Genomic DNA, 23,600 nt, shown 5'->3' with positions numbered 1-23,600 from the left:
GAATTCTTTCACTTACGCATGAAAGTCAAGCGTATTCTCCGTGATGATCAACAAATTGAACAGATCAATCAAGCTGTTGAAGTCTTTTTAGCAGAGATAGAACGAGAGATAAAACAACTCTCAACAAAAGCTGCTTAACCTTATGGGGGTGTTTTGTTCCCCGCATATCTACGAGCACCCCCACCCTTCTTAACACTTTCAAGTAATGCGTGATTCACGCCACACGTGAATTGCATCTCAATGTAAGGAGAAAAGATATGGCGCCTCGTCCAGCTGCTATAACGCAACCAGCCATTGCTCGCGCTTTAAGAGAAGCTAAAAAACAAGGTTGTGAACTCGTAGAAATCAAACCTACCGGTGAACTGCTTATCTATCTTAAATCCGATATTCCACTACCAAATTCAGTTAACCACCCAGACAAACTTTTAGATTTGTCAAAGAATGAATATTACGAAACCGCACTCTCTAAGATGTAAAATACCATGCCTAAACCACGTCCTCCTCATCTCGTTAAACAAATTACTCAACATGGCAAAATTGTATGGTATGTACGTATTGGTCATGGCAAACGCATTAGAATACGCGGTACCTATGGAACGCAAGAGTTTGTTGATAACTACAAAAGCGCACTTGCCGAGTTACAAGGGCTTATACTTCCTAAATCCAAAACCGGTAAACTTGTTGAAGGTTCATTTGCATGGCTGCTTAAACAATACTTTAACAGCTCTAATTGGCATAGTTACACTAAAGCTACAAAAAAACAAAAAGAACTCATCCTTATGAAGGTATGTGATACTATAGGAAACATTCCATACCAAGCAATTGAAAAGAAGCATATTATAGCCGGTGTTGAACGGCGTAAAGAAACACCAGCAATGGCTAGAAACTTTCTGAAAGCCCTTAATGGACTTTTTAATTGGGCAATTGATCAAGGTCTTTTAGAAAATAATCCAACAACAGGAGTAAGAAGACCAGCTCTTAACAACAAAGATGGATTTGTTGTTTGGACAGAAGAAGATGTTGAGAAGTATTATCAAAGATGGTCCCATGGTACCCATGAACGCGTTTGGATTGATGTCCTTTTGTATACGGGTTTGCGTCGTGGTGATGCGGTCCGCATTGGCTGGAAAGATGTAAAGAATAACATCATTCATCTTAAAACAGAGAAAAGTAAATTCCAAACAGATGTCTTTCTCCCAATTTTGCCAGAATTAGCCAAAACGCTTGAAGCAGGTCCTATTGGAGCAGAAACATTCATTTGTGGTAAAGAAGGTAAAAAACTAGTTAAAGAAAGTTTTGGCAACCTTTTTCGTGAGGCTTGTAACGTAGCAGAAATCAAAAAATCAGCACATGGCTTGAGAAAATTAGCAGCAACACGCGCAGCTAACTCTGGTGCAACAGTATCACAACTCAAAGCAATTTTTGGCTGGACAGATGACGCTATGGCATCTCTTTACACAAAGAGCGCAGACCGTAAAAAACTTGCTCTTGAAGCCATAAAAAAGCTTCAAAAAGATGAGGGATAGAGGCAAAAAAACTCAATAGAATCAAGATTCACCTATTCCCTCATATTAGACATAACTATTTTATTTTACTTGCTTTTTATTTGCTCTCATCGCCCACCATATAGCTTTACATTCCTATTCAGTTATTGATTCTTCATATATTTTTTAAAGATGAGAGATTCCTGAATAAAGTATTGTTATTTCTATGGATTCGACTAGTATCCAAGGATATTATGATATACGGGGGCGAATAAATTTGATCGCGTGTGGAAAAACATTGAAACAGTTAAGAATCTTCAACCTCTGCAAAGTATAGGAATAAGAGCGACAGTTACCAAAGAGATTCTAGAAAATATTATTAATTTTATCGATTTTTGTATAAGCAAAGATGTCGATTATATCGGATTCAGCCCGCTCGATACGTCGTCATTTAGTTTTTCTAGAAAAAATAATACAAAGGATCGATCTAAGGCTTTAAGAAACAAAACTCTTCCGCCAAACACTTCACTTTTTCATTTGAGAGATGAATTATCAAGGAAAGAATCCCCCCCTCCAGATTTATATAGATAAAAAGTTCCAAGAAAGGAAAATCTCATGGACGTCACAAAATTTTGTAAATTGTATTAATTATTACTTAGGCGAAAATTCTATGTACGTTTCGTCGCCGTTAATGTGTTTATTTCCATTTTCATCCTTGGTATTGGACTATAATGGAGATTTAAAAAATTGCTTTTATTCAGAAGCTTTTGGGAATCTACAAAATTATGAGGCAATAGATTGGTCTGCTCAGAGCGTTTTAAAATCTTTGAAAGAATCTGGCGCATGTAGCGGATGTCGTGGGAAGGTATTTTGTGGATAAGGTTAAGCAATTTAAGATTTATAGTGTTAGCAAGTCTACTGCTATAGTGGTTGCTGTTTTACCACTTTTTTTGTCGGAAAAATTGCATTTATCGCAAGCGGATATTGTTTTAATCGGTAGTTATTTTTTATTGCTTCCTTTGATCTTAGAAGTCCCCTTGGGTTTATTATCAGATGTTTATGGAAGTAAGCGCGTTATTTATACTGGGCTGTTTTTCTTTCTTTGCGGTTTTTTAGCTCTTTTTATGAATTATGCATATTTTGCTTACGCCACTTATTTGTTGTGTATTACATTAGCAGCCGCTTGTTTCTCAGGTGCGGAAGATAGTTTACTCTTTTCTGTAGTACCAAAGCATCGCACACTGTTTTCCGTTAAGTCCGAAGTGGCTGCTGTTACCTATAGTGTGACAACGGTACTTATTTTTTTAGGGGGAATACTTTATTATGTGCATCCTGCATTGCCTGTGATTTTTCAAGTCCTTTCATTAATTTTTGCTATTTTTATGTTTTCAAAACTGACGAAGGGATTAGATAGTTTTCATATCAACGCTCATCCGAATATTTTCACAGTTATGTGCGCCAGCCGTAAAGAAGTCAAAAATCCTTATCGCTTCACTCTTATTTTTTTAAGTGCAGTTTCAGCTTTTGCTATTTTGGTTAATAATCGAACTGTTTCTATCGCATTTTCTGATTTTTTGCCATTTCAACCTGCTATTTTGGTTTCGATTATTTTTATCATTGGGAATTTTTTTTCAGCAAGTTCCAATATATTGTTTCAGAAGTATTTTTCAAAGTTTCAAAATCCTATTTTCCCCGTCTTAATGATTGGTTGTATGGTAACCATTGCTTTTTTTCTCATGTCATTTCAAATCATTGCGGCTCTTATATTAGGATTTTTACTGCTATGTGTTTTTAAATCTGCTTATCGATCTTATCTGTCGTCTCTTCTTATAAATTCACTGATTGATCCCAAAGCTATCGCGACTGTTTTATCATTCACAGCCATTATTACAGCTGTTGTATCCTTTGCATTCAGTTTTTTATACGGTCATGTTTTTTCAACATTCTGGCAAGCTAATTTGTGGTTGGCAGTGATTATGGCTGTGATTTTTGGGGTGTCTGCTTTAATTATTTTTGTCAGAAAACAAGAAATCATTTGGTTACAGCCTGAAAATGCACAATCGTCAAAACAACATTTCTTGAAACGCAAGCATCAAGAGTTTTGCTATGGGCAAATTTATCCGGAAGCATCGTGCATTAATGAAAACATCAAGGATGGCTCTTTTCGACAAAGTCTCTATCCTGCACCAAATTTGATAACACTTTGCGATGAAGTAGTCGAATGGGAGTTTATCCGGGGTACTGTATTGAGCCAAATGGATTTGCTACATCAAAAGGCGATTATTGATCAAATCAATAAGATCTTTCAAGATCGATTAAGCAAGAATATAATCTTATCACATGGAGATTTACATCCTGATAATATCATTGTTACTCCTGATAGTTCTTTTATGGTAGTGGATTGGGATTTATGTCAAGAAGCCAGTCCGGAATTGGATATCTTAACATTTTTCACCAGTCCAAGATTATCTCTCAATTTAGAAGAACGGATAGACTATATTTCTCATTTGCTGTCTATATCAAAGGATGAAGCTTTACCAATGATAAAAGCGTTTGTGGCTAAAAAAATTTCTGATCTTTGTCTATACCAAAATATTTTCATGAAACAATTAGTATTGGATTATATGAACTTGAATAAGAAATTTCATGGGCGATAATATTGTAATTTGTAATAAAAATTGCAGTGCGGGCTGCAATCATTGTCCGTATTCGATGGAATGTATGGTGAGAGATGATGCGTTGCCTGAATCTTTATATACAATAAATGACATAAAATCTGATTTTATTATTCTTTCTGGTGGAGAGCCTTTTGAGCTCGATTATGATTTACTTCATAAATATACTTGTATGTGTCTCATTTGTAAAAAATATTTTCGGATTGCAACAGGGGGGCACATCTATATTCAACCATATTTGAAGCTATTAAAGAGTAATCCGTTCTTTTTAGGGATACAAATAGGCACAGATGTTATTTCAGAGATAAGAAATCTAGACAGTAAAAAATATAAACAAAAGTGGGTGCATAACATAGAGTGTATGAAAAAAGATAGCGTACCATATAGTGTGACGATTACTTTATCGGAGAGATTCGATTTGGCAGAAGTGTTAGCTCTAATATGTATCGCTACTCCCGAGTTCATTTTAGTTAATTTTGAAAATAGAAAAAAGTACGAGAATACATTTCAGTTAAATATGATACGGGATTTTTTTTCTGGCTGTGAGATAAAATATGGATATACGCATCAGAGTTTACACTAATAAATATAAACTATCGGATTCTTTTCACAGTTCTTCTGGTGTGTTAGTTGAAAAAACAGATGTCTTAAGGAAAGAATAAGACAAACGGAATGGCTTCTTCTTATACGTCTATGGAAAACAGGAAGCTTATTTTCTGATAAGTAGTGCTCCTAGTAAATATCGTTATAGCAGTGCTCATCTTCGCTATGCTGCTCTACAAGGAGCTGTTAACCTTGTCGCGCAGAAAGGAAAAATATCTACAATACATTTTGGTCTTTTCGGAACCTACGGGCAACTCTCCTTCACTCCAAAGAATATGCAAGACAGCAAGTAAGAGCATATTGAATAAATGGTCATTTCAACTCACCGCCTAAGGCAGTAAATAGCGTGACAGTGGTTTCTATCTTGATACGCTGTTATCCTATGGCTTCCTAAAGGGAAAGATCACAATGCCCTCATTAGTACAACCGCAAAATTGAAAAATGCAAAAATGTTGGCGATCTCCACAACTGTTGGCAAACAATTTGCAACGGGTATCCAAGGCGTAGCATTCGAACCGCAGGCACAACTTGCCTATCAACATTTGATGTTTGATACCATTAAAGATGCTGATAATCTGACCATTGACATGCAAAATCCTTCTCAATGGATAATCCGTGTTGGTGGACGTTTGAAAAAAACCATTGCCACTGAAAACAGCCGTCCTATGTCTTTCTATGGAAAAGTAAACTTGATCAAAACCTTTGGTGATGATCAGACACTCCATATCGATAAGAATTATAAACGTGCCCCTCGGGAAGTTTCGTTGAAGGTGGGCCACAATTGTCCGCTAACCTCTCCCTTCATGGTGATGTCAGCTATCAACAAAAGCTTCAAAAACTGGTATAAGTGGTGCAAGCTTTTCAGGAAGAATACGCTATCAGTTTTAAATAACGACTGTAAAAAACAGCCCATTCAATTTAACAAAAAGGCAGCATATTGCTGCCTTTTTGGCTTATTATAAGCTGTTTTTAAGCGCTTTTTTAAATAGAGAACAGCGAAATATTTGAAGACTGTCATTGACCATTGAATGTTTTTTACAAAAAATTCTTTTTATAAAGAATAAAACTGTAAAAAGAGAACAACCAAAAACAAAATAATATTGAAAAATAATGTGAAGATTTTCTAGAAAATACAGTATTACTATCTTTTGTTATTTCTCACAAATTTAATGCTTTAAATGCCAAAATAAAACTTTTGAACATAAAATGATAAGTAAAAATAATGTAACAATATTAAACAAAGGGATGTATGTTATAAGTCACTCGTATATTTCAAAATGGGAGTTCTAGTAGGATTTAAAATATTATAGCTCAAACACTGCCCAGCAAATTCATACTGGAAAAATCCTATTATGCCCTTCCCTCTTAACAATACCGCCAAACATCACCAGAAACTTCAAAACAAATAAAATTGCATTTTCTCTTCTGTAAAATGGATCATGCTCTTTGCTCTCTATGGACAATAGGCTCTATACTTGCTTCAAAAAACTCCTTTGTATAATCGTGTTGCGCACGTAGATTACGCAATTCATCATTGCTAAGCTCTTCAAGAATAATCCCTTTATGCATAATTCCAACACGTTCACAAATATGTGCAACAACAGCAAGATCATGGGATACCATTAAATAAGTAAGCTTTTTTCTCACGCGCAATGATTTCAACAAGTTTAAAATTTCAGCCTGTACCGACACATCCAATGCAGATGTTGGCTCATCAAGCAATAACACCTCTGGCTCAATAATTAAAGCACGTGCAAGAGCAATACGCTGACGCTGCCCTCCAGACAACTCATGAGGATAACGATAAAGAAATGAAGAATCTAAACCAACGGAATCTAAAGCATCCTCTACCCGCTCTCTTTGATTATCCATCCCATGGATTTTGAGCGATTCAGAAAGAACCGTATGGACCATTTTTCTTGGATGCAGCGAAGCATAAGGATCTTGAAAAACCATTTGAATACAGCGTAAAAAATCCTTACTTCTTTTCTTTTCAACTTCTTGTCCAGCAAAAAGAAACTTTCCACTATAATCTGGAATAAGCCCCACCAATGTATTCAAAATAGTTGACTTTCCACATCCGGATTCACCAATCAAACCATAAGCTTCACCACGCTTAATATGAAAATTAACATTTTTAACAACTGTTACTGCCTTATGCCTATGACCAAAAGTTACAGATAAATTAGAAACATCAATAATATTCTCACAATTTGTCATGAGGAACCTCCTCAACACCATTAACAATCGTAGGATTATACAACCAATCAGGATCACGCTCAGGAACAGCCAAAATATCAACTGGATTATCAAGCCGTGGTAAACTCGCGAGCAACGCCTTTGTATAAGGATGACAAGCGTGAGACAAATCAGAAGCAGGCAACTCTTCTAGCACACGGCCCGCATACATCACTAAAATACGATCACAAAAATCAGCAATCATATTTAAATCATGACTAATGAAAATAAGTCCCGTTCCAGACTTTGTAACAAGTTCATCTAATACGGATAAAACTTGCCGTCTGACCGTAATATCAAGCGCAGATGTTGGTTCATCGGCAATAATTAAATCAGGTTTTGGAATGAGCATCATTGCAATCATCACACGCTGCCCCATCCCCCCAGATATTTCATGAGGAAAGAGACGCATCACATGTTCAGGATCACGAATATGAACAGATTCTAACATAGATATGGTGCGCTCCCGCGCTTCAGCTTTTGAAACACGATAATGAATACGGTAAGCCTCCATAATCTGTTCCCCGATCCGTATTAATGGATTAAGTGAATATTTGGGGTCCTGTAAAATCATTGAAATACGTTTCCCACGGATTTTTCGCATCTGAGGTTCACTTGCGGCCAATAAATCAACATCCTCAAAGCGCATTTTTTTAGCTTTAACAATGGCTGCTTTTGGACTTAACCTTAGTATTGCGCGCCCAGTCATCGATTTTCCAGATCCGGATTCACCAACAATTCCAATTTTTTCTTTTCCAACAGAAAAACTAACGCCACGCACAACTTCTGAAATGCCGCGCGTTGTAGGAAAAGAAATACGTAAATCTTCTACTTCTAATAATTTATTACCCATTGCGTGGATCCAATACATCACGAAGACCATCACCTAAAAGGTTGAAAGCAAGACTTGCAAATAATATTGCACAGCCTGGTATTGCCGCCAACCACCAATTTGTCATCATAAATTCCCGCCCTGAAGAAAGCATCGCACCCCATTCAGGACTTGGAAGTTGAGCTCCCAACCCTAAAAAACCAAGACCAGCAGCCGTTAAAATAATTCCAGACATATCCAAAGTTAATCGTACAATCACTGAAGGAATACACATGGGCGCAACATGAAACAAAATAATTCGCCAAGCAGAGGCCCCTTGCAAACGAACTACAGAAACATAATCAGAAGAACGTATTGTCAAAGTCTCAGCACGTGCTAAACGTGCAATTGGCGGCCATGCTGCAATTGAAATTGCAATAGAAGCATTTTCAATCCCCGGTCCCAATGCGGCTGAAAATGCAAGAGCTAAAATCAAACCTGGAAAAGCAAGAAAAATATCGACAATACGCATGAGCACAGTATCAACCCATCCGCCCATATAACCAGATACAGTTCCAACAATAAGCCCTATTGGACCTACAATAACTGTTGTAAGAAAAACAACATAAAGAGTAATACGGGAACCAAAAACAAGGCGACTAAAAATGTCACGTCCCAATTCATCTGTTCCAAAATAATGCGCCATAGAGGGTGGCTGCAACCGATGCCCTAGATCATTGCTAAGAAAATCATGCGTAGCAATCCAAGGAGCAAAAAATGCACATATGATAATAATACAAATAATAAGCAGACCGAATACAGCCGAAAAGTTATGAAAAAACTTAGCCAGTGCGTGATAAATTCTTTGTATGTTCGCTTGAATTATGGAGTTTGGAACAGGATCGTTTAACCAACTACCCAAAGAAGATGATGATTGCGATTTATGATGATTACTTACTGTCATATTCAACGTGTCCTTGGATCAAAAATGCGATAAAGCAAATCAGAAAATAAATTAATGGCGACAAAGATAAATCCTACAAGTAAAGTACATCCTACAACTGCATTCATATCTCCGGCTAAAAGAGCATTTGTCAAGTAATGTCCAAAACCAGGCCAAGCAAAAACTGTCTCCGTTAAAACAGCCCCTTCTAATAAAAAAGCATAAGAAAGCGCAACAACAGTAATAATTTGAACAGCAGCATTTCGAAAGGCATGCCCCCAAACGGTTCGCGCCCACGATAATCCCTTTACACGTGCAGTAATGATATATTCCTGATTAAGCTGCTCAATCATAAACCCACGAGTCATACGGCTAATATAAGCCATAGCACCGAAAGCCAAGATCAAAGCAGGCATAATAACGTGACTAAAAACATTACCAAAAGCCTCCCATTGTCCTTGGCTTGCCGTATCCCAAAGGAAAAATCCTGTTTTTGGTTCAAAAGAATATTCATAAAGAAAATCAATACGTCCTGGGCCACCAACCCAGCCAAGCTTGGCGTAAAATATTAACAACGCCATTAATCCGAGCCAAAACGTTGGAGTAGAATAACTTACAAGTGTAAAAACACGGACAACATAATCAATAAATGAATCGCGATACATTGCTGCAAAAACACCAAATGGAATTCCAAGAGTTGTGCCAATAACAATAGCAACGGTTGCAAGCTCTAATGTTGCAGGAAATACACGCATAATATCGGCTAAAACAGGTCGCCCAGAAGTTAAAGCATCTCCAAAGTCAAACAAAAATACATTATGAAGATACTTCCAATATTGGACAATCAACGGCTTATCAAGACCCAGCTTATAATACATTGCATCATAAGCTTCCTGACTGATATTATCACCAAGAATAGACAGAACCGGATCTAGAGGAAGAAGATGACCAAGAAAAAAAGTGATCGTCACCAACCCAAGCAATGTGATAAAAACTGAAATAAGAAGTTTCAATCCTTTGCATAAAAAATCCCATAAAAATAATTTTTTCTGCTTTTCTGATACAGCTCTTTCAGTCTCTGAAAGTGGCAAAACCATTATAAAAATCCCCTCTGTAGCGACAAAACATAAAGCAAATACCTCTTTTTATATAACGAAACAACCTCTTATGAAGCATGTTCTACAATCCTTCTCTATAACATGCTTCTTTTATTTTTCTGCTTCATTGTAATAAAGTCTATAACTGTTCCAAATCCATTTTTTGACATCAGGTCCCATACCAACGGTATAATATGTCTGAAATAAATAAACCATAGGACCATGCTCTAACACATAATGCTGTAAAGTACGATATTGCACAATGCGCTTATTGGGGTCTTGCTCAAACAAAGCATCCATCACCATGTTATTAATATTTTCATCATAATACCCAGCGCGCCAAGCTAAATACATATTGTGCTTTTTTGTAAATGTTGGATCAGGGTTAAACACGTGATTTAATGAAGCAGGATGTCCATCAGGATCGGCACTCCCCCACCCCATAAGTGCAGTATCATAATTTCCACCACGTACACGGCTCAACAATTGATTTTGTGCCATTTTTTCAATTGTAAGCTCAACACCAATTTTGCGTGCATTGGCTTGAATAGACTGTGCAACAGACGACATATAACTAAGGCTTCCAACTAAAAGATTAGCTTTAAACCCATTAGGATAACCAGCTTCAGTAATCAGTTGTTTTGCTTTTTTCAAATCCAACTGAAAAGGCAAACCTTCTTTTTCATCTAAAGCACCTGGAACACCTAAAGACATATAAGTTGCCCTAGGAATAGCAATTCCTTTCAAAACAGTGTTTCCAAGACCTTCATAATCAACCAAATAACGAAGTGCCAGTCTGACCTTTTCATTCGAAAAAATTGCATTCTTATTATTTAACGATAGGTAAATAATCTGCGGACGCAAAACACGACTAATTTTGACTGGTTCTCCCTTTTTTTCAAGATCTAAAATATCCTCTGAAGAAAGATCACGCACTATATCCACATCACCTTTTTCCAAAAGAAGTCTTTGACTTGATGAATCCGCTACATGCTGCACAACAATCTGCTTAATTTTAGGCACATCGCCCCAATAATGCTGTGTCGCCTCTAACACAACTTTATCTCCTGGAGACCAGCTCACCAATTTATAAGGTCCAACACAAGCTGAATGTGTTGCTAAATATTTATTCCCCATATCACCGTTAATACTCTGTGCTTCAATTGTTTCCCGATCAAGCAAAGCAGAAGCATAAGATTGTCCAATAACAGTCAATATGAGCTGAATAGGATAGGGTTTATCTAATTTTAATTGTAAAGTCTTATCATCAAGTGCCTGAATATTTGTTTCAACATTGTTTTTGGTAAACCCATAATCCATTAAAGATTGAGCATAGCTTAATCCTAATTTAATAATCCGTCGCATCGACCATACCAGATCTTGCGCTGTAGCCGTCCTTCCGTCATTAAACTTTAAATCATCACGAAGATGAAAAACTATTCTTTTGCCATTATCTAAAACGTCCCAAGATTTTGCCATAGCAGGGCGAATTTTTGTAGGATCATGCTCGTCATATTGCACTAACGCGCTGCAAATATTCGTCAATAACTCACTCGTCACAACCTCAACAGTTTGCGCTGGATCAAAACTACTAATTGAATCAATATTCCACGCCATTACCAATATATCTTTAGATGAAGCGCTGAATGCCGATGTTACAGCCCCATTAAAAAAAACGATTGAGCTTAATAAAATAGAAAAATTTTTCAATATTCTTTGTTTTCCCATTTTATCTCTTCCTTTTGTATTCTTCTACCTTTTCACACAAAGTGATTTTGATTTTGCTCTTTCATCTTTTAAATAGCATAGCATTAGACATCAATTTCATTTCATCAAACTAAGCATCTATAAAATAATTTTCTTATACATCAGTCTATATTCTGGATGCAGAGAATCTATAACTATAAATAAAGATCCTCCCCAATATAACTTTCTATATTTATCGCTCCCTATAAACGATCTTAATTATATACTGCTACTGCACAAACATCCCTCACAATTTCATCCTTAAAAACTGAAGAGCTTTTATATGGGAGAATATTTTCATCATACAATTATGATTAAGCTCTTTTTAGCTTTGACAACATTAAAAAGACACTCTTATTTTTCAATTGCACTATAAAAAATACGCGGTGCACTATTCCAAACCCACTTTTTGACATCAGGCGTCATCGCGACAACGCTATATTGTTGAAAGATAAACGCATAAGGTCCTTTTTGCATAAGTTCACGTTGTAAATCAGCATAGAGTTGTGCCCGTTTTTGCGGATCTTTTTGAAACAGCGCCTCTTCAACTTTTTGATTCATCTTGGCATCAAAATACCCATGCTTCCAACTAGGATAGGCTGTATTTCTAGCCTCAAACCGATTATCTGGATTGAAAATAAGACGTGAAGCCATTGTATGAGGATCCGCAGAATCATTATTCCATCCGATAAAAGCCGTATCAAAAGCCCGTGCATTCACTTTTGAAAACAACTGTGTACCTGCTACACGTTCAATTTTAAGACGCACGCCCGCCTGTGCTGCACTATCTTGAAGTGACTGAGCAAGTAACAAAGTATAAGGAGTGTTTGACACGAGAAAATTTGCCTCAAATCCGTTCGGATAACCGGCTTCTGCTAAAAGCTGTTTTGCTTTTTGAATATCAAGCTTAAAGGGTTGCCCCTCTTTTTCATCTAAAGCCCCAAAATTACCAAGAGGAATAAAACTGGCCCGTGGAACACCAATCCCTTTAAGAAGCTTCTTGCCAAGACCTTCATAATCTATAAGATAACGCATCGCCAAGCGCACTTTTTCCTTAGCAAAAATAGGATTCGTCGTATTGAATCCCCAGTACATCATAGTTGGCACTAACACTTTTTCAACTTTAACATCTGTTGTTTTTTGCAGATCTGCAAGATCTTCAGGTGTCAAATTACGAGCAACATCAATATCATGTTTTTGCAACAACAAGCGTTGTGTTCCGGGCTCTGCAACATGGCGAATTAAAATCTGCTTCAGTTTAGGCGCTTGTCCCCAATAGTGAGAGCTTGCACGCAACAAAAGAGCTTCTCCAGGGCGCCAACTTTTTAACTGATAAGGACCAACACAAGCAGCATGACTCTTCAAATACTGATTTCCCAAATCACCATCTTTTTCGTGTTTCATAATCGTCTTACGATCAAGCAAAGCTGTTGCACGACTCGCAACAATATTATTAAGAATAAGCTCTGCTGGATAAGGTTTATCAAATTTCATCACAACTGTTTTCTTATCGGGAGCTTGCAAAGCATCATCAACATTTTGTTCTGTAATTCCATATTCATTAAAAATTGCCGCATTACCCATCTTCAATTTGACAATCCGCTTCATACCCCAAACAAGATCATTGGCATTGGCTGATCTGCCATCATTAAACTTCAAACCATCACGCAAATGAAAAGTAATCACCGTACTGTGATCATCACCTGAAACATCCCAATGCGTTGCTAAAGCAGGAACCATTTTAGCAGGATCATCTGTCGCAGTACTCGCCAAGTTATCACAAACATTGTAAATAATTTCACTTGCATAAACATCATTGCTTTGGGCGGGATCAAACGTACTGATTGCATCAAGATTCCAAGCCATCACAAGGGTATTAGCCGGTGTTTTTGCTGAAACCTGTTGTACAACTACCCCCAAAGCCATAAGAGTAGCAACAAGAGAGCTGCTACTTTTTAATATTGTTTTCTTCAAGTTCATAAACTTTTCCCTTTATTTATTTTTTATCAATTAATGACGCTGAAATAATATAGCAAATTTATAATTATAACATTGAATAAATACGTTCTAATCGCTTATATTTTTAATCACCTACACAGAGTCATCTACTTGATAAATTCATTGACTTACGTCTCAATAAACCATAGCGAACATACAATATATGTTTTGCTAACCAGTATTACATTTTTTTCATAACCTTTCTTTGCATATGATAATGCACTATATCAGTTCCCTATTAATCATCAATAAGCCTTATCGCCCCAAAAAATAGTGAGCTTTAAAAAATCATTACGCAAAAATTTATGAATTCATTATTCTATTCCTTTAGGCGATATTTAAAATAAAATATGCAAACTTTAAAAATAGTTATCCCCCTCAAACACTCAGTTTCAAGATGCGGCGCATCTTTACTACATGACAAAAACGACACTGGAATAGCAGAAAGACATAAGAAAATATCTTTTCTAAAACGCCATCCCCCCACAAAAAGCTGCTTAATCTTTTGAAAAATAAGTGTCAAAAGTTTTACGTTTTTACCAACAAAACCAAACGCGTTAACAAAGATAAAAGAAAAATGAGAAGAATCATTCCTTCCACGCTTTATCTTTTGAGAAATAAAGCTTACAATAAAAGAATACACACTAAAATGCATTCCCCCATTGATAAAAACAAAATTCATTAGACGCTTCCCCCCTAAAGACATAACGAATATAAACCCTTCTAAACTTTAGTGTGCATCATCGCTTTGCCACTATAAAAATAGAGCATAAAACAACATACAGCAACAGAACTCTCGTTTCCAGCGGAAACATACAGAGATTCAACGAAGCAATGTAGTGGATACAAGCCTGCATGAGCTTAATCATCTTCCAAAAAATTGGAGCGCACACGCGGCAAGATCACTCTACTAATAGAGGAAAGCTATCAGATAATAAAACCCAACACAAGCAGCTTGAGTCATTTAACTTCAATTTTTCATCGCTGTATTTTATTTTTATTACCTAGGTAAGCATTGAGCAATCGACCTACATATAAATAAACCGACAGTCATACAAGCAAAGAAAAACAATGCAACAACAGCACCCCATCTAAAAACCACTTTGCATTCGTCAATAAGCATGAATAAAATATTCATTAATTATAACGGTCATGTCATTAACAGAAATAAAAAAAACTCTTCTCAACCATTACAAATGCCAAAGACTGTTGCACAACATTGAGAGCTAGTAAAGTGTGTGATGGTGCCGATTTGCTCCTTCATAAGCGTAAAGATGGAGGTGCTCAATGGATTTACCGTTGTACCATTCACAGGCGCCACCGCGAAATGGGTTTTGGTGTACTAAATGTTTCTTTAAAACATACAAGATATTACCATTATCTCACTTCAGATACATAACAGTTAAGGTATCACTCCTTTTGGCGTCTGTTTTTTCATCCTCAAAATTATACCTTTATCGTTTTTAGTGCCAACAACAGTAGAAAATCATTAATATTGTATAGTTTGTATATTTCAATTATCTTATACAGTGAAATTGTATAATCTATACATTCATTAAATAATTCAATTATTATCCTATTGATCATTACTCTTACAAAAGACAGTTTGCCAATTTATCGACAAAAACATCCTTCAAGATGATCATTAACAATCCCTACGGACTGCATAAAAGCATAACAAATTGTGGGACCAACGAATGTCCAGCCACGTTTCTTCAAGTCTTGAGAAAGACGAAGAGAAGCAGGTGTCATAGGGTTAGCCAACAGTGTTTGAAAATCTATTTTTTCATAACGCTCTGATGGTGGTGGCTGAAAAGACCAAAAATAGTGGGACAAACTTCCCCACTCTGTTATAATTTCTTGTGCTCTCAATGCGTTATTAAGCACTGATTGAATTTTTCCTTGATGGCGAACAATGTCTTTATTCTGCATTAACATTTGCACCTTTAGCTCATCATAATGAACAATCTTTTCAAAGTCAAAGTGATCAAATGCAATGCGAAAAAAAAAGCGTTTTTTTAAAATTGTAAACCAAGAAAGTCCCGCTTGGAAACCTTCAAGACAAATTTTCTCAAACAAACGAATATCCTCAAAAATAGGCTTTCCCCATTCGGTATCATGATAAGCACAATAAAGTGGATCCGTTCCAGCCCATGCGCAACGAACTTTTCCATCCACTCCCTTAAGAAGACCTTCCGCAAGCATGGCATTAACCCCCGTATTAAAAGAGCATTCCTTGATCATCGCTAGGCGACTTTATTTGCTTGTGTTTTGAACGTTTAGCGGAAATAGGCTCTTGTGTTGCAACACTGATATCTCCATCAAAAAAACGTAAATTTATGTGCCCCGTTTCAGGAAACTGAGCCAAGCGTTTAATGGGCTTATTCTCTTTCCCCAAAGCCAAAACAAAACCGCGCTCCAAAATATTCTGATATGAAGTGCTTTTTAAAAGCCTAGATACTACCTCTAACCCAGCACGTTGTTTTTCCACACTACGCACAAAAGCACGTTGAAGACGTGCCGTATATTCCTTTGTATTGCGTTGTGCTTTTTCACTATTTAACAAACGCGGTGAAAGACGCACACCAAGTGCATGAAAAGAAAAACGTTTTTTATCGTAGCTCACACAAAGAGCACGCTGCAATCGACTTGAAGTTTCATCCAAACCACGCCGTGGTAGAGCAAAAAGTTGATCGGCAGTCGGAAGAGCTCGTAGAGTAGCTCGCAATTTTTGTCGATAAAAATCCAAATAACGCGCTAGTCCCTTGCGCAAACGTGCAGCAAGCGATGCCACCAGCACCTCAAGATCAAGCTTAACAGGAACAGCCCGTTCTGCTGCGGCGGTGGGAGTTGGAGCACGCCAATCAGCCACATAATCAATCAAGGTCCAGTCCGTTTCATGCCCAACAGCAGAAATAACAGGAAGAGAAGATTCATAAACAGCACGAACAACAGCTTCGTCATTAAACCCCCACAAATCTTCTAAACTTCCCCCTCCCCGTGCAACAATAATAAGATCAGGCTTAGGAACAACTCCTCCTAAAGGCAACGCATTAAAACCTTCAACAGCAACAGCCACTTCTTTCCCACTTGTTTCCCCCTGAACACGTACAGGCCAAACCAAAATATGCAACGGAAAACGATCGGATATACGGTGAATAATATCACGAATAACAGCACCTGTTGGTGATGTTACAACGCCTATAGTTCGAGGCATATAAGGCAAAGTTTTTTTCTTAGCTTCATCAAACAAGCCTTCTTCTAAAAACTTTTTCTTACGATTTTCAAGGAGTGTCATCAAAGCACCAATCCCTGTTGGTTCAAGAGCCTCAATGACAATTTGATATTTCGATGATCCTGGATACGTCGTAAGTTTACCAACAGCAATCACTTCCATCCCTTCTTCAGGAGGAAATTTGAGCTTTTCCATCATTCCACGCCAAATAACAGCTTCCAACCGTGCCTTATCATCTTTTAAAGCAAAATAAGCATGTCCCGAAGCATGAGTACCACGGTAACCTGATATCTCCCCACGTACCCGTACATAACCAAACTTTTCTTCAACAACACGCTTTAGGGCCCCTGCTATTTCGGAAACAGTGAATTCTGCCACATTTGTTACACCTGTTTTTTCACTAAACAAACTTACCATTTTTCAATTCTTTACGCCCGTTTCTGTGAATCTTTTTGAAACAACACATCTTTAAACTTTTGATTTATAGCTTCATCAAAATACCCATAACACCGGCTAGAGTAGTTTATATTTTTAATTTCAAATCGATTATCAGGGTTGTAAAAAAACTTGAAGCCGTTTTATGGGGATATCTAGAGTCATTATTTCATTCGAAAATTGTATCAATAGAAGTTTAAATATTCAATCTTAACATTCACACAAACACATCTTTTATAAGAATTCCTGAAATAAAATTCTCTACACAACATAGAAATCCATTCCAGATAAAATTCAACGTATTGCAAAGTGTTAAAGAGCTTTGCAATACATCAAATATATCATGATCATGTTTTTTATATTTTATAAACCTGATCCTTCTTATTTTTCAATTGCACTATAAAAAATACGTGGTGCACTATTCCAAACCCATTTTTTAACATCAGGTGTCATCGCTATCGTGTGATACGTCTGATAGATAAAAGCATAAGGTCCTTTCTGCATAAATTCACGTTGCAAATCAGCATACATTTGCGCCCGTTTTTTTGGATCTTTTTGAAACAACGCATCTTGAACCTTTTGATTCATAGTTTCATCCAAATACCCATGGCACCAACTCGCATAGCCTGTATTTTTAGCCTCAAACCGATTATCAGGATTGTAAATAAGACGTGAAGCCATTGTATGGGGATCCGCAGAATCATTATTCCATCCGAAAAAAATCGTATCAAAAGTACGTGCAGATAGTTTTGAAAATAACTGCGTGCCTACGAAACGTTCAATTTTAAAACGCACCCCCACCTTTTTTGCATTGTCTTGGAGAGACTGAGCAATAGGCAAAGCAAAAGGATAAGGAGAGGCACCAGCAAAAATACTGGCCTCAAAACCATTCGGATAACCTGCCTCTGTTAAAAGTTGCTTTGGTTTTGGGAGATCAAGTTTAAAGGGTTGCCCTTCTTTTGCATCCAAAGCCCCAAGATTACCAAGAGGAATAAAACTTGCACGTGGAATACCAACATCTTTGAGAAGAGTCTTACCGAGTCCTTCATAGTCAATAAGATAGCGCATCGCTAAACGTACTTTTTCATTGGCAAAAATTGGATTTGTCACATTGAACCCCCATATGATCACGGATGGCTCTAACACTCTTTCAACTTTAATATCCGTTGTTGCTTGGAGATCTGCCAAATCCTCTGGCATCAGATTACGTGCAACATCGATATCGTGTTTTTGCAACAATAAACGTTGTGTTCCAGGTTCCGCAACATGGCGAATTAAAATCTTCTTCAATTTAGGCGCCTCCCCCCAATAATTGGAGCTTGCACGCAACAAAATCCCTTCTCCAGGACGCCAACTCTCTAGCTGATAAGGACCAACACAAGCAGAATGACTTGCCAAATACCGGTTTCCCATATCACCATTTTTTTCGTGTTTCATGAGTGTCTCACGATCAAGCAAAGCAAGAGTACGACTAGTGGCAAAATGGCTAAGAATAAGCTCTGCTGGATAAGGTTTATCAAATTTCATCACCACCGTTTTGTCATCCGGTGCTTGAAAAGCCTCATCAACGTTTTGTTCTGTAATCCCATATTCATTAAATGTCGCCGCAGTAGCCATCTTCAATTGAACAACCCGCTTCATGCTCCAAATCAGATCATTGGCATTCGCAGGACGACCATCGTTGAACTTCAAACCATCACGCAAATGAAAAGTAATCACAGTACTCTGATCATCACTTGAAACATCCCAACTCTTTGCTAACGAAGGAACCATTTTAGCAGCATCATCTGTAGCAGAAACGACTAAATTATCACAAACATTGACAAGAACTTCATTACCATAACGATCATTGATTTGTGCGGGATCAAATGTACTTATTGTATCAAGATTCCAAGCCATCACAAGCGTATCAGCAGGTGTTTTCGCTGAAACTTGTTGCACAAACATCCCCATTGCAAGAACAGCAGAAACAAAAGAACTGCCCTTTTTCAATATTTTTCTTTTCACGTTCATAGAATTTTCCTTTTAAGGTTTAAGGTTATTGTATAACTTCCCCATGTGACAACATGCAAAAATGATAAGATCATGCTTAGAAAACACGCCTCCTAGAGGTAAAACATCAAAACTTCCAAGAGCAGCAACCACTTTTCAAAAGCACATCCCCCGAACACGTATAGGACAAATGAACATATGCAACGCAAAACGATCTGATTAAAATAAAGCTATCACGCACGATAGCACGCGACATCACGGCACTTACAATTCAGAGCATATCAGGCCAAAATTCTTCTTTGCTTCATCAAAAAGATTTCTTCTTCAAGTTTCTTCTTGCTATTTTCTAAAAAGTATCATCAAAGCGCTACTCTAATTGCTTCAAAAACCTCAAGACAATTTAATATTTTGATGATTCTGAATAAATTTTTTAGTAACCACTTTCACCCTTTTTCAGAAGAAAATTCGAACTTTATTATAACTCCGTATCAAATAACAGCTTCGAACCTATAGATTATCATATTTTAAGTCATAAGGAGTGTACTGAGGTATAAGAAGAGTAGCGTGATGTTTCCCCACATATCTGCATAAAATAGTTTTTTCACTAAAACATTTTAAAGTCCCCCATTTTTTCAGAAACACTAAATTTTGCTTTATTCGTTACACCTGTCTTTTGCAACAAACAAAGTTATTACTTTTTTATACACATAAATTGAAATATAAAATATTAATATCTATACACGTAGAATTTATCGAGATAAATAACCTTTCTTCCCAATAGAATGTTTTGAAATAAAATTCTCTACACAACATAGAAATCCATTCCCGATAAAATTCAACGTATTGCAAAGTGTTAAAGAGCTTTGCAATACATCAAATATATCATGATCATGTTTTTTATATTTTATAAACCTGAACCTTCTTATTTTTCAATTGCACTATAAAAAATACGTGGAGCACTATTCCAAACCCATATTTTCACATCAGGTGTCATCGCTACAGAAACATATGTCTGATACATAAAAGCATAAGGTCCTTTCTGCATAAATTCACGTTGCAAATCAGCATACATTTGCGCCCGTTTTTTTTGATCTTTTTGAAACAACGCATCTTGAGCCTTTTGATTCATAGTTTCATCCAAATTCCCATGGCACCAACTCGCATAGCCTGTATTTTTAGCCTCAAACCGATTATCAGGATTGTAAATAAGACGTGAAGCCATTGTATGGGGATCCGCAGAGCCATTATTCCATCCGAAAAAAATCGTATCAAAACCACGCGCATAAAATTTTGAAAATAACTGCGTGCCTACGAAACGTTCAATTTTAAAACGTACCCCCACCTTTTTTGCATTGTCTTGGAGAGACTGAGCAATAGGCAAAGCAAAAGGATAAGGAGAGGCACCAGCAAAAATACTGGCCACAAAACCATCTGGATAACCTGCCTCTGTTAAAAGTTCCTTTGCTTTTGGGAGATCAAGTTTAAAGGGTTGTCCTTCTTTGTCTTCCAAAGCCCCAAGATTACCAAGAGGAATAAAACTTGCACGTGGAATACCAACATCTTTGAGAAGAGTCTTACCGAGTCCTTCATAGTCAATAAGATAGCGCATCGCTAAACGCACTTTTTCATTGGCAAAAATAGGGTTCGTCGTATTAAACCCCCATATGATCATGGAGGGCGCCAACACTTTTTCAACTTTAATATCCGTTGTTGCTTGGAGATCTGCCAAATCCTCTGGCATCAGATTACGTGCAACATCGATATCGTGTTTTTCCAATAATAAACGTTGCGTTCCAGGTTCCGCAACATGGCGAATTAAAATCTTCTTTAATTTAGGCACCTCCCCCCAATAATTGGAGCTTGCACGCAACAAAATCCCTTCTCCAGGACGCCAACTCTCTAGCTGATAAGGACCAACACAAGCAGAATGACTTGCCAAATACCGGTTTCCCATATCACCATCTTGTTCGTTTTTCATGAGTGTCTCACGATCCAGCAAGGCAGCAGTGCGATTAGTGGAAATATTGCTAAGAATGAGCTCTGCTGGATAAGGTTTATCAAATTTCATCACCACCGTTTTGTCATCCGGTGCTTGAAAAGCCTCATCAACATTTTGTTCTGTAATCCCATATTCATTAAATGTTGCCGCATTAGACAATTTCAATTTGACAACCCGCTTCATACCCCAAACAAGATCATTGGCATTCGCAGGACGACCATCGTTGAACTTCAAACCATCACGCAAATGAAAAGTAATCACAGTACTCTGATCATCACTTAAAACATCCCAACTCTTCGCTAACGAGGGAACCATTTTAGTAGCATCATCTGTAGCAGAAACGACTAAATTATCACAAATATTGTTAACCAATTCAATTCCATAACGGTCATTGAGTTGTGCAGGGTCAAATGTACTTATTGGATCGAGATTCCAAGCCATCACAAGCGTATCAGCAGGTGTTTTCGCTGAAACTTGTTGCACAAACATCCCCATTGCAAGAACAGCAGAAATAAAAGAACCGCCCTTTTTCAATATTTTTCTTTTCACGTTCATAGAACCTTTCACGTTCATAGAATTTTCCTTTTAACGTTTATTGTATAAATTCCCCATGCAGCAAAACGTGCTTAATAATTAAGTTTAGACGAACGATAGGCTCCTAAAGATCAAACTTTAAAACCTTCAAGAACAAGCACCTCTTGTCAATGACTCCTCCTGTCTACACTTATAAGCCAAACTAAAACATACAAAGGAAAACACTCTGATATACAATGAACGCTCACCAACAACAGAGCTTATTCACGATATCATAACGCCTACTATTAAAGACTATAAAACCTGTATTTTTTCTATCTTGTTAAGCAAGCTTGTCTCGTATTTCTTCCGGCGTGTTCTATACCATCAAAGCACTACCCCTTTTGGCTCAAGTACCTTAATAACAAAGAGCCTTCATAATAATTTGACGATTTGATAAAACAGGAAAATTTGTCAGTTTGCCAAGTGCAACGACTTTTATTCCTTCTTCAAAAGAAAATTTAATTTTTTCATCACTCCCCGTAAAATAACACCCTCCAAATGACATCTCATCATCTTTCAAAGCAAAAGAAAATATGAATACTATAAAAAACTGATATCCCTTGTGTACCCACCCATAACAAAACTTTCCTTCAACACAGCAAAACCTTTGCACCTTTAGCACCACTAAATTCCGCGATATTTGTTACACTTAGTTTCTTTATGTTATACTCAGTTTTTTAACAAATAAATTGACCACTTTCTAATTCAGAGAAATTGAAATATCGATCTTAACATCCACTTAAATACACCTCTAATGAGAATGAAAAATATCTTTAAACGAATGTCTTGAAAAGACATTCAACAATATATCACGCATTACCTATGATCTTCGACGCATTGCAAAACTTGAAAATTTATACAATACGCCGAATATATCATGACGATGCCCTTTATCTATTGAACAGCATTGAAGACACTCTTATTTTTCAATTTTACTATAAAAAATATGTGGCGCACTATTCCAAACCCACTTTTTGACATCAGGCGTCATCGCAATAACAGTATATTTCTGATAGATAAACGCATAAGGTCCTTTTTGCATAAGTTCACGTTGTAAATCAGCATATATTTGTGCCCGTTTTTGCGGATCTTTTTGAAACAACGCCTCTTCAACTTTTTTATTCATTTTGGCATCAAAATACCCATGCTGCCAACTAGGATAGGCTGTATTTTTTGCCTCAAGCCGATTATCTGGATTATAAACAAGACGTGAAGCCATTGTATGAGGATCCGCAGAATCATTATTCCATCCGATAAAAGCCGTATCAAAAGCCCGTGCATTCACTTTTGAAAACAACTGTGTACCTGCTACACGTTCAATTTTAAGACGCACGCCCGCCTGTGCAGCACTATCTTGAAGTGACTGAGCAAGTAACAAAGTATAAGGAGCATTTGAGACAATAAAATTTGCTTCAAATCCGTTCGGATAACCGGCCTCTGCTAAAAGCTGTTTTGCTTTTTGAATATCAAGCTTAAAGGGTTGCCCCTCTTTTTCATCCAAAGCTCCAAGATTACCAAGAGGAATAAAACTGGCCCGTGGAACACCAATCCCTTTAAGAAGCTTCTTGCCAAGACCTTCATAATCTATAAGATAACGCATCGCCAAGCGTACTTTTTCCTTAGCAAAAATGGGATTTGTCATATTGAATCCCCAGTACATCATGGATGGTTCTAACACTTCCTTGATTTTAACATCTGTTGTTTTTTGCAGATCTGCAAGATCTTCAGGTGTCAAATTACGAGCAACATCAATATCATGTTTTTGCAA

The 23,600-nt window shown here is 37.1% G+C and carries 16 protein-coding genes and 3 pseudogenes; 7 read left to right on the top strand and 12 right to left on the bottom strand.

The window, feature by feature from the left end; genetic code table 11:
* The 6 genes and pseudogenes from ACFILH_RS00690 to ACFILH_RS00665 all read left to right on the top strand — a co-directional run.
* A pseudogene (locus tag ACFILH_RS00690) lies at nt 1-138 on the top strand (exonuclease); the annotation flags it as partial.
* A 119-nt stretch (nt 139-257) separates the two neighbouring features.
* Complete coding sequence (locus tag ACFILH_RS00685; RefSeq protein WP_273791657.1) at nt 258-476, top strand: hypothetical protein; 219 nt, start codon at nt 258-260, stop codon at nt 474-476.
* 6 nt (nt 477-482) lie between these two features.
* Entirely contained in the window at nt 483-1,526 is a 1,044-nt protein-coding gene (locus ACFILH_RS00680; protein ID WP_375658293.1) for a tyrosine-type recombinase/integrase, read from the top strand.
* Between the two features lie 830 nt (nt 1,527-2,356).
* On the top strand, nt 2,357-4,141 hold the full coding sequence (locus tag ACFILH_RS00675; protein ID WP_375667212.1) for an MFS transporter: 1,785 nt from the start codon (nt 2,357-2,359) through the stop codon (nt 4,139-4,141).
* A complete protein-coding gene (locus ACFILH_RS00670) occupies nt 4,131-4,742 on the top strand; it encodes a hypothetical protein (protein WP_375667211.1) in 612 nt (203 codons plus the stop codon). Before ACFILH_RS00675 ends, ACFILH_RS00670 begins: the two co-directional genes overlap by 11 nt.
* A 79-nt stretch (nt 4,743-4,821) precedes the next feature.
* Nucleotides 4,822-5,650 (top strand): annotated as a pseudogene (locus ACFILH_RS00665) (autotransporter domain-containing protein); the annotation flags it as partial.
* 549 nt (nt 5,651-6,199) lie between these two features.
* Here the strand turns inward: ACFILH_RS00665 and ACFILH_RS00660 are convergent.
* The 6 genes from ACFILH_RS00660 to ACFILH_RS00635 form a co-directional block, all read right to left on the bottom strand.
* A complete protein-coding gene (locus ACFILH_RS00660) occupies nt 6,200-6,982 on the bottom strand; it encodes an ABC transporter ATP-binding protein (protein WP_375631680.1) in 783 nt (260 codons plus the stop codon).
* The gene (locus ACFILH_RS00655; protein WP_273790733.1) at nt 6,969-7,853 is read right to left on the bottom strand and encodes an ABC transporter ATP-binding protein; all 885 of its coding nucleotides are present in this window, start codon (nt 7,851-7,853) and stop codon (nt 6,969-6,971) included. The genes ACFILH_RS00660 and ACFILH_RS00655 overlap by 14 nt, the downstream gene beginning before the upstream one ends.
* The gene (locus ACFILH_RS00650; RefSeq protein WP_273790732.1) at nt 7,846-8,775 is read right to left on the bottom strand and encodes an ABC transporter permease; all 930 of its coding nucleotides are present in this window, start codon (nt 8,773-8,775) and stop codon (nt 7,846-7,848) included. The genes ACFILH_RS00655 and ACFILH_RS00650 overlap by 8 nt, the downstream gene beginning before the upstream one ends.
* Before the next feature lie 2 nt (nt 8,776-8,777).
* Nucleotides 8,778-9,851 carry an ABC transporter permease gene (locus ACFILH_RS00645; protein WP_375631682.1) on the bottom strand — a complete coding sequence of 358 codons (1,074 nt, stop codon included), beginning with the start codon at nt 9,849-9,851 and terminating at the stop codon, nt 8,778-8,780.
* 111 nt (nt 9,852-9,962) lie between these two features.
* Nucleotides 9,963-11,579 carry an ABC transporter substrate-binding protein gene (locus tag ACFILH_RS00640; protein WP_375667210.1) on the bottom strand — a complete coding sequence of 539 codons (1,617 nt, stop codon included), beginning with the start codon at nt 11,577-11,579 and terminating at the stop codon, nt 9,963-9,965.
* Nucleotides 11,580-11,951: 372 nt separating this feature from the next.
* Complete coding sequence (locus ACFILH_RS00635; protein ID WP_375667209.1) at nt 11,952-13,577, bottom strand: ABC transporter substrate-binding protein; 1,626 nt, start codon at nt 13,575-13,577, stop codon at nt 11,952-11,954.
* Nucleotides 13,578-14,784: 1,207 nt separating this feature from the next.
* On the opposite strand from ACFILH_RS00635, the pseudogene ACFILH_RS00630 reads away from it, so the two are divergent.
* Nucleotides 14,785-14,964 (top strand): annotated as a pseudogene (locus ACFILH_RS00630) (integrase); the annotation flags it as partial.
* A gap of 245 nt (nt 14,965-15,209) precedes the next feature.
* Here ACFILH_RS00630 and ACFILH_RS00625 read toward each other — a convergent pair.
* The 6 genes from ACFILH_RS00625 to ACFILH_RS00600 all read right to left on the bottom strand — a co-directional run.
* Nucleotides 15,210-15,839: a DNA-3-methyladenine glycosylase I gene (locus tag ACFILH_RS00625; RefSeq protein ID WP_375643710.1), complete on the bottom strand. Its 630-nt coding sequence runs from the start codon at nt 15,837-15,839 to the stop codon at nt 15,210-15,212.
* Nucleotides 15,817-17,247 carry an exodeoxyribonuclease VII large subunit gene (xseA, locus tag ACFILH_RS00620; RefSeq protein ID WP_375660258.1) on the bottom strand — a complete coding sequence of 477 codons (1,431 nt, stop codon included), beginning with the start codon at nt 17,245-17,247 and terminating at the stop codon, nt 15,817-15,819. The genes ACFILH_RS00625 and xseA overlap by 23 nt, the downstream gene beginning before the upstream one ends.
* Nucleotides 17,248-17,646: 399 nt before the next feature.
* Entirely contained in the window at nt 17,647-19,278 is a 1,632-nt protein-coding gene (locus ACFILH_RS00615; protein WP_375667208.1) for an ABC transporter substrate-binding protein, read from the bottom strand.
* A 901-nt stretch (nt 19,279-20,179) separates the two neighbouring features.
* Nucleotides 20,180-21,811: an ABC transporter substrate-binding protein gene (locus ACFILH_RS00610; RefSeq protein ID WP_375667213.1), complete on the bottom strand. Its 1,632-nt coding sequence runs from the start codon at nt 21,809-21,811 to the stop codon at nt 20,180-20,182.
* A gap of 376 nt (nt 21,812-22,187) precedes the next feature.
* Entirely contained in the window at nt 22,188-22,337 is a 150-nt protein-coding gene (locus tag ACFILH_RS00605) for a hypothetical protein (protein ID WP_273790725.1), read from the bottom strand.
* 414 nt (nt 22,338-22,751) lie between these two features.
* Nucleotides 22,752-23,600 (bottom strand): ABC transporter substrate-binding protein (locus tag ACFILH_RS00600; RefSeq protein WP_375667207.1); only part of this gene is annotated, 849 nt, incomplete at its 5' end.

The sequence above is a fragment of the Bartonella sp. CL435QHHD genome (assembly GCF_042195095.1).
In the GTDB taxonomy this organism is placed as follows: Bacteria; Pseudomonadota; Alphaproteobacteria; order Rhizobiales; family Rhizobiaceae; genus Bartonella.
Note: the sequence above shows the minus strand (reverse complement) of the source record. Positions and strands in the feature narration are given on the sequence as shown.